The sequence below is a fragment of the Methylomonas sp. genome, from assembly GCF_023228165.1.
GTDB lineage: Bacteria > Pseudomonadota > Gammaproteobacteria > Methylococcales > Methylomonadaceae > Methylomonas.
The window spans coordinates 41,498-52,809 of sequence record NZ_JALOBS010000033.1 but is presented as its reverse complement, the minus strand read 5'-3'; the positions used below and the strand labels follow the sequence as shown (position 1 = coordinate 52,809).

The 11,312-nt window shown below is 47.5% G+C and carries 10 protein-coding genes; 4 read left to right on the top strand and 6 right to left on the bottom strand.

The window, feature by feature from the left end:
• Positions 1-18: 18 nt before the first annotated feature.
• Positions 19-1,641, bottom strand: coding sequence for an IS5 family transposase (locus tag M0R33_RS19845; RefSeq protein WP_292573491.1), 1,623 nt, complete (start codon positions 1,639-1,641; stop codon positions 19-21).
• A 117-nt stretch (positions 1,642-1,758) separates the two neighbouring features.
• Here M0R33_RS19845 and M0R33_RS19840 point away from each other — a divergent pair, with 117 nt between their 5' ends.
• Positions 1,759-1,893: an H-NS histone family protein gene (locus M0R33_RS19840; RefSeq protein ID WP_292573489.1), complete on the top strand. Its 135-nt coding sequence runs from the start codon at positions 1,759-1,761 to the stop codon at positions 1,891-1,893.
• A gap of 35 nt (positions 1,894-1,928) precedes the next feature.
• Here the strand turns inward: M0R33_RS19840 and M0R33_RS19835 are convergent, their stop codons facing one another.
• Positions 1,929-2,354 carry a VOC family protein gene (locus M0R33_RS19835; protein ID WP_292573487.1) on the bottom strand — a complete coding sequence of 142 codons (426 nt, stop codon included), beginning with the start codon at positions 2,352-2,354 and terminating at the stop codon, positions 1,929-1,931.
• 29 nt (positions 2,355-2,383) lie between these two features.
• Positions 2,384-3,181, bottom strand: coding sequence for a M90 family metallopeptidase (locus M0R33_RS19830; protein WP_292573486.1), 798 nt, complete (start codon positions 3,179-3,181; stop codon positions 2,384-2,386).
• 211 nt (positions 3,182-3,392) lie between these two features.
• Between M0R33_RS19830 and M0R33_RS19825 the strand changes: the two genes are divergently transcribed.
• Entirely contained in the window at positions 3,393-3,518 is a 126-nt protein-coding gene (locus M0R33_RS19825) for a hypothetical protein (RefSeq protein WP_292573484.1), read from the top strand.
• Between the two features lie 239 nt (positions 3,519-3,757).
• On the opposite strand, the gene M0R33_RS19820 is transcribed toward M0R33_RS19825, so the two are convergent.
• Positions 3,758-3,934, bottom strand: a complete 177-nt coding sequence (locus M0R33_RS19820; protein ID WP_292573482.1) for a hypothetical protein — start codon at positions 3,932-3,934, stop codon at positions 3,758-3,760.
• A 407-nt stretch (positions 3,935-4,341) separates the two neighbouring features.
• Between M0R33_RS19820 and M0R33_RS19815 the strand changes: the two genes are divergently transcribed.
• Positions 4,342-6,525 carry a DEAD/DEAH box helicase family protein gene (locus tag M0R33_RS19815; RefSeq protein WP_292573480.1) on the top strand — a complete coding sequence of 728 codons (2,184 nt, stop codon included), beginning with the start codon at positions 4,342-4,344 and terminating at the stop codon, positions 6,523-6,525.
• 92 nt (positions 6,526-6,617) lie between these two features.
• On the opposite strand, the gene M0R33_RS19810 is transcribed toward M0R33_RS19815, so the two are convergent.
• Entirely contained in the window at positions 6,618-7,421 is an 804-nt protein-coding gene (locus M0R33_RS19810; RefSeq protein ID WP_292573479.1) for a hypothetical protein, read from the bottom strand.
• Between the two features lie 214 nt (positions 7,422-7,635).
• Positions 7,636-9,489, bottom strand: coding sequence for an ATP-dependent helicase (locus tag M0R33_RS19805; protein WP_292573477.1), 1,854 nt, complete (start codon positions 9,487-9,489; stop codon positions 7,636-7,638).
• Between the two features lie 631 nt (positions 9,490-10,120).
• Between M0R33_RS19805 and M0R33_RS19800 the strand changes: the two genes are divergently transcribed.
• A complete protein-coding gene (locus M0R33_RS19800) occupies positions 10,121-11,143 on the top strand; it encodes a site-specific integrase (RefSeq protein WP_292573475.1) in 1,023 nt (340 codons plus the stop codon).
• Positions 11,144-11,312: the final 169 nt, after the last annotated feature.

The following is an 11,312-nucleotide window of genomic DNA, read 5'->3' as shown; positions in this document are numbered from 1 at the left end:
TAGAGTCTGCTCAGCAAATCAGCCTGTGCAATCGACCAACCGTCCGGGCAAATTGAAGATGACTCGCAGATATAAAAACATCTGTTCCCCAGCTTGGCTTAAAGCCGGGATAAAACCAGCGAAGCATCCTTTACGCAGGGCAAAAAAGATCCTGGCCAGGATCAGCAGGTTCATGACCAGGAAGATGCTGTTGATCCAGGCGAAAGAGGTGTTCGCCCGCTTGGCACGGATGTAGTTGAGCCGGTAGCCATTCTTGCCCTGGCCGAATTTGCCCTCAATGGGGATACGTCGCCGGTAATCTTGCCGACGCTGTTCCTTGGCCTGTTTCAACTGCTCACGGTTTTCATCGGTCTCTTGTTTCGGGCGGCCCAACGGCTTGCCGGCAAAGTGGATGCCGCGTTGCTTGAGGTAGTCGCGGTTATGGCGAGTGCCGTAGATGGGGTCTGCCAGTACCTTTTCCGGGTAATGGCCGTAACGCGCCCGGTAGGCTTCCACCTGGGCCACCAGGTCCAGGCCTTCGTGAAAGGCGTCCCAGCGTAGATGGTCAACGTGGGCTAAACCGTCACCGGTCAGGCTGACGCTGAGCTTGGCGCCGAACTCGACCGGCTTGTTCAGCTTGCCGCGCACGATCGGTCGCACATACGGCTGGTTGATGCTGACGATGCGATGGTCGCAGCGATGGGTCTTGTTTTGATACATGTCCCGTTGCTGTTGATACAGATGCTGAATCACCCAGTAGCGATAGAGCAGCCAACGCGGTAGTGGCAGGGGTGTGCCCTCCGGAATAGCCGCCAGGAGTAGTTCGATATGTCTCAGATTTCGCCGCAGATACTGCAATTGCTGTTTGATGCCACGGCGCAGTGTTTTTCCGCCGGGACGCTTTTGTTTAGCGATCCCCAAATAGGCTGAACGCGCCTTCTCACGATAAGTTCTGGGTTTCTGCTCTACTTTCAGATGGGCGCAGAGGGTGTCGATGATTTGTTCGCTGAATTCACGCGCTTCATTCAGCAAGCTCAAGTCGGTGGGAAAGCGAATCGCTTGTTCGACCACCGTGGCGTCTACAATCAATTGGCCTTGGAGTGCGGGGGCCGTGGGTTCCAAATTCGCTGGCGGCTGAGTTTCGTCTGGCGAAGTCATTGACGAATCCGTGCTCGACTCAATCTCAGACTTGACGCTCTCTTGGGATTCGGTTGGCGGTGCGGGCGGAGTCGGTGACACAGGTGTGACCGGCTTTTGGCCTTCGTGCGCCGCGATAATGGCGCGGCGGAAGCCTTCAAACACGGCTTCGCCCATGCGCTTGCGGATTTCGACGAACAGTGACGGGGCAAACGGTTCAGCGGTTTGGTAGCCCGGCAGCCCGACAAAGAACTGCAGGTACGGGTTTTCCTGGATTTGTTGCACAGTTTCCACATCCGACAGACACAACTTATGCTTGATGATCACGGCGCCAATGACCAGCCGGGCCTCTTTCATCGGTCGACCGCGATCCGCCGCAAAGCCTTGATAGTAACTTTCGGCCAGTTCATCCCAGGGAATGCATTCGCTTAATGTGACCCAGCGATTGTGTTTATCCAGCGCCGTATCAAACGGCCAATCGAATTCGGCAATTGTCAGTTGCTTTGAGCTGGTGGTTCGAATCATAGGTGCACGCTTTTTGGGGATGGTGGCTCATTTTTCGTGCATCATTATACCAAAAAAACCTTTATTATCATTATATATCAATAAGATGAACTTACTGAGCAGACTCTAGATAAGCGTGTGGCATCGGTTGCCGCAAAATACCGTAATCCCGCCAATCCTTCAGATACTTGGACTGGGCGTGGTTTGATGCCGAAATGGCTACGTCAATTGGTTGATTCCGGCCGCAATAAAGACGAATTTTTGATTGAATAATTGGAAACTGTTTCGGCCCTGAATCATTGAAGTCGTTACTTTGGCAAATGAATAAAACCCTGTTCATCTATAGGAAAGAACGGGTTGAAACAGACCTCCCATAAAAAACCATCAGGGTCGGCAAAATAACCTCTAAAACCACCCCACGGCGCTTTCTCTGCTGCGCGAATCAATTTGCCACCAGCTGCCACCGCTTCTAGCAACGTCGCTTCAACAGCGGCTTCCGAAGCTACGTTGTGCGCCAAGGCAAAGCCTGGAAATCCAGAGCCTTCTGGAGACACTTTGGCATCTTCTGCTAATGATTCTCGGCCGTACAAGGCAAAAGCAATGCTACCCACTTGGAAAAACGCGACGTCCGCTTGACTGCCAGACGATTCGGTCCAACCTAATGCTCGATAAAAACGACGGCTTCGTTCGAGGTAGGCAACCCCTAAGGTGACAAAACTGATGATCTGTTTCATGGTTGTCGTTTCCCTCATAGTGTTGGCGGTCACACTAACATTGAGCGTCTGCCTGAGCAATCCGATACGAGAGTCAATGGCGTTTGCCGATAATATTGCTCTAATTGCCGGTAGACTAGAGGGAAATTTGTTAAAACGACTTCAGGGGCTGTAAAGAAATATTCCGATAACACCGCAAAGAATTCGGCAGGACTGTTGGCGGCATACGGGTTCATGCATGTGCGCTGATGGTGCTGAACATTAAGTTGTAGTTCGGCATAAGCCTCACTCAATGCAGTAGTCCATTCGGGGATGAGCATGTGGTAATACAATGGTGGTATACCGTTACTACTGCCGTCGAGCATATCCAGCTTGTGGGCGATTTCATGAATGACGACGTTGTGGCCTCGATGACAGTCGTTTATATCCCGCTCTATATCGGCCCACGACAGCACGATAGGACCTTTGGACCAGGCCTCACCGCTTAACAGACGTTCGTTCTGGTGGGCCACACCGCATTCGTCGACTTGGTTGTGATTGACGTAAAACGCATCGGGATAAACCACTATATCAGTCCAGCCCGATAACAAGCGGATGCCCAGATGGAGAATCGGCAGACAGGCTTGTACGCCAATATACACCCGCATTTCGCTAGTGAGGTCTACCCCAACGCCGATAAACCGTTTCTCGTGCAGAAAAATGGTAGTCAGCTCGCGTAAATGGGCTTTCTCGACCGAGGTCAACCGATGCAAGATATCTAGTCGTTCGGTCACAGAAAACCAGACATCGTGCCGAATCGGGTATCGATGCAAGATGTAGAGCGTCTTGATGCGCCGAAAGAAATTCATGCAGAGCGAGTGTTGAAAGCAATGCCAAACATTCTACGCTGACTGAGGTCTGCAGCACTGACAAAGCAACAAGCTACGACAAATTGGGTCCAACCAAACTGATAAGTTTTTAGCTAACGAATCAAGCGTCCACAATGCCGACATTCAAAATGAATTTATTGGCCATATATCGAGTCAGAGCCATTCATGAGATCAAGAATCGGAGACGGCCATGTTTAGAGAACTGTTGGAAATCGCAATGCTGCTGGGATTGGTTGGTGGCCTATTTTTTGTGAAACACGCTTTTGATAAAGAGAAGCAAGAGCGCCGAAATCAGGGCGATGTTCGGAACGAGTGACAAAACAGCAACAAGTTGGGGCAAAATTATTCAGAATTTCCCGGCATTTTGCTGCGGATCTTGAACCACCACCAACCGGCTAATGCCGATAACCCTGCGACTGCAAAAAAGCAGCGTGGTTGGGTTTTGGTAAAGTGCGTCGAAAAAGGCCCCGACTAATTTTGGTGTGCTGCGATAACAACCTTCCATTGACACCCCGCGTATATCAAACAAACTGATGTTTAGCTTACACCAGATGTCTAGAATCTAGGAAACAGTAGGCCGCCCATCAAGCCAGAAACCATGCTGAATATCACGGCCAAAATGTTGATGGCGGGGATCGATGCTAAGGCCCATTTCACCATCAACACGACGATAGAGAAAAACGGCATTTGTAGATCGACAACAATGACTTTCTTGGCATCCTCGTCGCTCATGATAAACCCTGTTTCCGAAATAGTAACTAGCATGACAGTTTGGGCAGCCACCAACGACGAGGGAATTCCAGATAGCTTGCGTTAAGACGTATTAACGTAAGTGAATAGAATTGAACAACTTACACATGGGTCTGTAAAGCAAATGCAGTAGGGTTCGCCATACCGATTAATTTTTTTATTTCCCTCCTAGTCTCAGTAACGTTTTTTCATTTTGATTGTGTCGCTCAAGTGAATAACGGGCTTGATGCTGCTTCCACAGACCAATAATTCCCTATAAATGTGACTTATATCACATAAAATTGCATTGAGACACCGGGCTTATCGTTGGTTCCTCACTAATTCGTGCGCGCTCGCGCGCCAATAGACAGCACGAGCATCTTTTTAACTTTTATTAGGAGAAGATGCGTATGCCACTTCGAGATTATCAACGGGATGCGAAATTCAAATTGCTCGACTTCTTCGAGCATTACCACATCGAACAGGGACTGGGCTTTTGCTCAATGCCAACGGCAAGCGGTAAAACGCTGACAATGGCTGCAACTTTGAGAGCGTTTATAAAGTGTCACTCGGACTATAAGATCATCTGGATTGCACCGGAATGGGAGTTGCTATCACAAACCTTGGATGGTCTCCGACTGGTTTTTGGTAGAGTCGATGGTTTTAGGCGAATTGGAAAAGGATGTTCGAAATTAAATTCTTTGCCCACCGATTTGGACGGACAGATTTTTCTTACAACACTACATTCAGCATATCAGGCAAATTTGACACCCTTTAAAAGACTTGATGCACGTCTATTAGTCGTTTTTGATGAGGCACATTGGGGAATTAACGCACGAATGTTGGTGTCAATTATTCAATTTTTTCGAGACCCATTGTATCCAGTGGTACCAGTGATTGGATTATCTGCAACACCACGCGTGCCCCTTGAATTTCCCATGACGCTAGTGGTGCAAATATCCTACGCCGAATTGGCGTTTAAAGGTTATTTGGCGCTCCCCATCGTGCACAGGTTACCGACTCATGTTCATTGGGATCCCTTAATCAATCAGCGTGGTTGTATTTCAGCCCAGAGTCTGCGAACTCTGGACATGCAGCAACGTAACGAATTGATTGTCAATACCGTGTGTGCCATTTTGAAACAGTATCCCTTAAGACGCGGCATCCTGTTTGCAATTGATATTGCGCATGCGCAGTGCCTATACCGATTGCTCTCATCGGAACTTCCTATCAGCCTGGTTTTTGGGAAACAAAAGGGCAACGAGTGGATGATTGATCAATTTCGTCGCGGCCACCATCGTCTGATGATCGCTGTTAATAAATTGATCATGGGCTTTGACGTACCGGAAATTACGGACGTCTTTCTGGCCCGTCCATGCGATAGCGAGATTATGCTCGCCCAGATGATTGGTCGGGGATCTCGGGTCATAAAAGGGCAGAAACAGCAGTTCCACGTCCACGATTTTTACGATGTCATCAACGACAACAAAGCCAGTAAAATTTTTCACTGTACTGATTATTTCGGAGATGCGGCATTTCGCCGCCCTTCGATTCACCAATACCCTGAGAGCCCCAACATTAGTTATCTTGGTGACGATTTCGGTGTTTGGGCAGGATTAGAGTTTGTCGAAAACATGACGTTTGGCGTTGAGCTCGAAATTACTAGTCCGGATAAAATTCCTAGGTATGGCACTTCGCTTTGGAACCGCGGTGCAAAGTTACTGATAGCAATGTTGAGCCGAATTGTGGGACCGGAATGGGTTTACCAACGCGGTGTGGGTTATCACGAAAGTCATGACCTTGGTATTGAGACGCTTTGGCGGGTTGAATTTGACTGTTCGGCCGGCTGGGAAATTATCTCTCCGATCCTGTGTGGAGTCTCTGATCTGCATAACTTGCTCAAAGTTTGCCAGGCCTTAAAGTCATTGATTGTACAAACGGATTGGTTACTGATCAATTGGCAATGCGGGTTCCATTTAACCTTGGCCTCTAATTTGGTCAAATCGATTCAGCGTCGACAAATGGCAGCGTTGATTTCGAGATTGGAGCCTGGCTTGTTCAGCCTGGTAATGCCATCTCGACTATTCGAATATGACCAAAAGCGTAACACCCACAACCTCATCGAATATAACGTATATTGTGAACCTCTGAGTAACAATGCGGAAGCAATGGAATCAATGATTGAACGCCCGCGTCAATTCCGAGTACATGCTGAGAGGGAGTGTAGTGTCAACTTCACGCAGTTTGACGAGAAACATCATATTGTGGAAGTCCGGATGCATCATGGCACGGTAGATGCCATGGAAATCATTCCTTGGATTGCCTTGTGGATGCGGATTTTCGTCGACGATACCAAAAGACGGACCTTTTCAATCAACTACGAAGGGATCTTTGCTCCCAATACCTCGACGGAACAGGAGGACATCTTGGGGTTATTAGTACGCGAACAGCTCGACATCAGCCCGCAACTTGTTGCCCAGCTCTTTAACCAGCGTCTGCGATTAAAGCGCTTCTGGCAGGAGCAATTGCCGGAAAAAATGCGTCCGTGGACTAGTTCTGGGTTTTATGACGGTAAGCGTTATGGTGTTGCCTAACCATAGAGCTCGCCAAGTGATTCATATTTGGAACCATGACTTGCGGAAATTGACATTAACACAAGTCATGGTGATTATCTGATTATCCGCGATCAACAGATGCTCAATGCATCAGCAAGATACTTTTGGAGGGCGTCCATTGTCATTTTAGGGAATGCTGTTACGCGCTCAGGATGGGCGAGTAGATATTTCTGAATGGACTGAATGGCGCCCCATTCCTTTTTGCCGAAATCAATCCACGCTTGACGAGTTATTTTTTTGCCACTGGCCAGCTTACCCAACTCAGTAAAGTTGGGTTGCCGCAGGTCAAGAACACCATCCCAGTGTCGATAAAAGTCAAATTTTACGAGATCATCCAGTGTAATCAGCCCGTGTTTCTTGACAGCCGCCATTTTCGTGAACCTGTTTTCCAAGTGAAAGCAACGATCAGGAGGTCCTTTGCGAGAGGGCAGGTCATCGTAAGTTACAAAGCATTCTGGGTCGGAGCCATCAGAAAAATAGTTGGTTGAACCTTCTACATTCACATGATGTATAGGTCGGTTGGTCGGGATTCGGACCAGATGGCGGTTAAAAAAATTGCTGATGGCTTTGAGTGTGGCTTTACAATCCGTTGTCAAATCGAAGGCAATCTCGATGTAGGTTATTGCGCAATCGCCTTTAATTGCTGATTTAATCTCTACTGGCTCCGGACGATACAAATCCAGCATATACACCAAATGCTCATTTTGGGATAAGGGGCTATTCTCGAAGTAGTTGTCGTCATTTAGATGCAACAATAACTTTAAATCAGCCAATGGGGTTTTGCCATCCACATAGATTTTCAATCTGTCAAAATAGGGCAGTGCCTTTACACCATATGGGGCTAATTGTTGTGCGATTAGTGCGGTAGTTTTCATCGGAAACTCCTTAATATTAGGTTCTACCCGAATTGACCGTGTTATTCATACGTAAGCCATCCTGCATCGCAATTGCAGCCAACACTTTGGAAATGGATGCTGACAAAGCTTTAAATAGGATGTTTGTAAAATTTTGGCCAAGTTAGGCGGAATGAGAAATGTTAGGTAATTGGTCGATGACACGTTATGGTCACCGACCGACCGCCGTTTAAAGTCAAATTAGTTTGAGATGAGCGGCATAAGCATCAATAAACGAGCTTGGCTGATCAAAAATGCCCGTCAGTTTTTTACGCGTTCCTTTGGTGAAGATGTTTCGATGCAAGGGGCATTCAATGAGATTCAACCCCCTACTTGCCCTAGTGATGGCCACATAGAACAAGCGGCGTTCCTCTTCAAGTCCAGTTTCAGCATCGGCCAGGCGGTGTGGGAATTCGCCTTCTATAAGGTTGATCACAAAGACGTACGGCCACTCTTTGCCTTTGGCTCCATGAACTGTGGCCAAGGTAATGCCCGTTTGGGGTGATGCTATTGGAAGGCTTCTAATTCCAACATCCTCCCAGGATGTGCATTCTCGAACAGCTAGCTTGATAGCACTTAGCTCACACAGAATGGCCAGTTTTTCCTTCTTACCAAGCTTATTGATGGCTATGGGTTTTAGTGCGTCAATCATGACTTGCATTCCGGCTTCAGGAGTCAATCTGGCTGCCCTAATTACCGCATTTTTAAGGGCCAACACACGGCGATAACGGGACTCGTTAGGCTTTTTGGCAATGTGCAAATATTTCCAGCCGTTGGATACTACTTGCTCTAAAACCACATTGCGTGTCTTCTTTGGGACTCCAATGGCCTTTAGAAGCATTGACAAGGCCTTTATAGCCTTGAATTCGGAAACCCCATTCGTTTTGCAAAACCATTTCACAACGCGAATTAAGCCACGCAACCACTTTTGGGCTGTACCTGGCTTCGCAGTCCGATAACGTTCTATCATGGGCAAGCCAGCAAATTCCTGGGTGTTTTGTAGCAAAATCAGCGAATGACGAGTACGGCCGATAATGGCAATGTCGTTTAATGCCACCCCTGAGGCTAAAAGTGCTTTTACTTTCTTAACAATCAGCTCTGCTTGTACTTCAACACTGCTGACTTTGAACAGGTAAGGCTTCAGGCCTTTCTGAGAGCTGGCAATGGGTTGGCCGCTCCAAATATCCTCGCCTACCCCATTAACCAGAGGCAGGTTTGATTTCGGTACCCGAAAGCTTTCGGTCAAATTATAGATTTTCGGATTAAGAAATTTGACGATTTTCTTCCAAACCTTGAGACTGCTACCCTTAAAACCGTAAATAATCTGCTTCGGGTCACCCGCCAAAAGGGCAGTTTTAACGGATTTAGCCATATAACAAACCAGCTGAGCTTCCACCATAGTGAGGTCTTGCACTTCGTCCACCAGGAACAAATCCGTTTCCTCCGCCGTTGCTGCAAGAATGGCTGGATGCTCCTTGAACAAAGTTACTGGTAGCAACACCATGTCGGAGCAATCTATCAGGTTATGTCTCAGTTTGGCAGCTTGATAATTCGCCAATACCTGATCCACCAGGTCGCAAAGGTTAGCGTCTTCTCTCAGGCTTACTGGTATTAGACCTTGAATAAGAACTTGCAATACCGCTGCCTTTAACGCTTTGCGTTCTACACCATATTTATTGGCAATATTGCCAATGGCTTTTTCCAAAAGCTTCGAGGTGTTTTTTTTCGAAAATTTTGGCTCCGCTGCAAAACCTAAAATTGGGTAATTTGCTCCAACTATTTTCCGACCAAAGCTATGAATGGTATCGCAGGCCACGTCCATGATGCCAAGCTGGCGTAACAATTTTTCCTGCATATTATCAGCGGCAGCATTGCTGAACGTTACTGTTTGAACACGTTGGGGTGGTACACCTTGAGTACAGGCATTATGAATTGCAGCCGCTAATGTTGTTGTTTTGCCTGAGCCTGCGCAAGCTTCAATCATGCCAGGGCCATCCGTATGGTCAACTGCCGCTTGTTGTTCATTCGTTAATACATTTCTTAAAACCATAAAAATTTCTCCTAATTCGGAATTTAAAAGGGTGTGCGTCGCGACATAAAACCGCGTGCACGTACTTCCTTTACAGCGTGACAATCAAAATCACGCTCCGAATTAGTCAGCATCTCGCTACCGGTAGCCAAATGGCCGGTTAATTTTCCGATACTCCTCTACCGGTACCTAAATAATTGTCGTTGTAGCTACCGGTACCGAGTTCCAAACAAAAAATTGTTACCGGTAGTCTAAGTACTCGCCAATAGGGTACCGGTAGAACATCGATTGGCAGATAACCGGCCGTAACTACAAAAAAAACCGACAAAGCTATCTTTTTAATTTCCCGTGCTTGCAATCTCCGAAAACGTTTCTTGTAAAGGAACTGCGCATTTCAATTTTTGGAGTAAACGATGCGCAGCTCAGCAGCACAACCACCACCATTCTTACCTCGGCTGATTCGGGTTCGAGATGCCCCTTATTACTTAGGTATGGATAAAAACCGCTTCAACAAAGAGGTCCGTCCATATTTGACGGAAATCCAAATGGGTATACAGGGCGTAGCGTTCGATCGCCTTGACTTAGACGCTTGGGTAGACGACTATAAGAGTCGCGTAGGCAGACCCGGCACACGCAAACAGGAGAAAGTAACATGTCAAAAAAGACACCGGGTCTCACCAAGAGGAACGACATCTGGCACGTCAACAAAGTCATCAAGGGAAAGCGACTTTATGAAAGTACTGGAACAAGTGACCTCGAAGAAGCGGAACGCTACTTAGCGCAACGCATTACGGAACTTAGGGGGCAATTGATTTACGGGGAACGGAAGTCCTATACGTTTATCGAAGCCGCAACGAAGTATCTCAAGGACGTGGAAAAGAAAAGCCTCGATCGGGATGCTGTAACGCTGAAGGCTGCAGTGCCGATCATTGGTCATCTGCAATTGGAGCACATCCATATGGGCACATTGGAGCCGTTTATCACTGCACGTAAAAAGGCAGGATTAAAAAACGGGACCATCAATCGTGACTTGGCCATTATTAGTCGCGTGCTGATATTGGCATCTCGATTGTGGCGGGATGAGTTTGGTAATTCGTGGCTTGTTGAGCCGCCGCTGATTCAACTGCTCAAATCGGATAATCGAAAGCCATATCCGCTAACCGAGCAAGAGGAAGAGCGACTGATCAAGGAGCTGCCAGAGCATTTACGCGAAATGGTCATTTTTGCATTGCATACTGGCTTGCGCGAGTCTGAGCTTACACGATTGAAGTGGAGCGAAGAAAAACGCGAACTGAGTGTCTTTGTTTTGTCTGGGGATCGAACTAAGAATGGCGAAGACCGGATTGTGCCGTTAAACAGTACGGCAAAGGCCATCATTGATGCTCAGCGTGGTAAACATACTGAATACGTATTTACATTCAAAGGTGAGCCAGTTCAGCGTATCAACGGACATGCTTGGCGCAAAGCTAGGGAGCGTGCAGGACTCGCGCAATGTCGCGTACATGATCTGCGGCATACCTTTGGTCGTCGCTTACGGGCTGCCAATGTCAGCTTTGAAAATCGGCAAGATTTGCTGGGTCACAAGTCTGGCAGAATCACTGATCACTATTGCAAGGCAGAGGTAGCAGGGCTGCGCGAAGCGGTTGAAAAGCTAAGTCGCGTAAATCTCGCGTAAGGAAAATTGCAGGCACAAAAAAAGCAGTCGCCCTTCGAAGCTAACTGCTTAATTTGTAAGTCTTTTTGATGGTGGGTCGTGTGCGATTCGAACGCACGACCATCGCATTAAAAGTGCTAAAATTTAACGTAAGTTATTGATTTTTATATAACCTCTGCGGGGCGTCCGT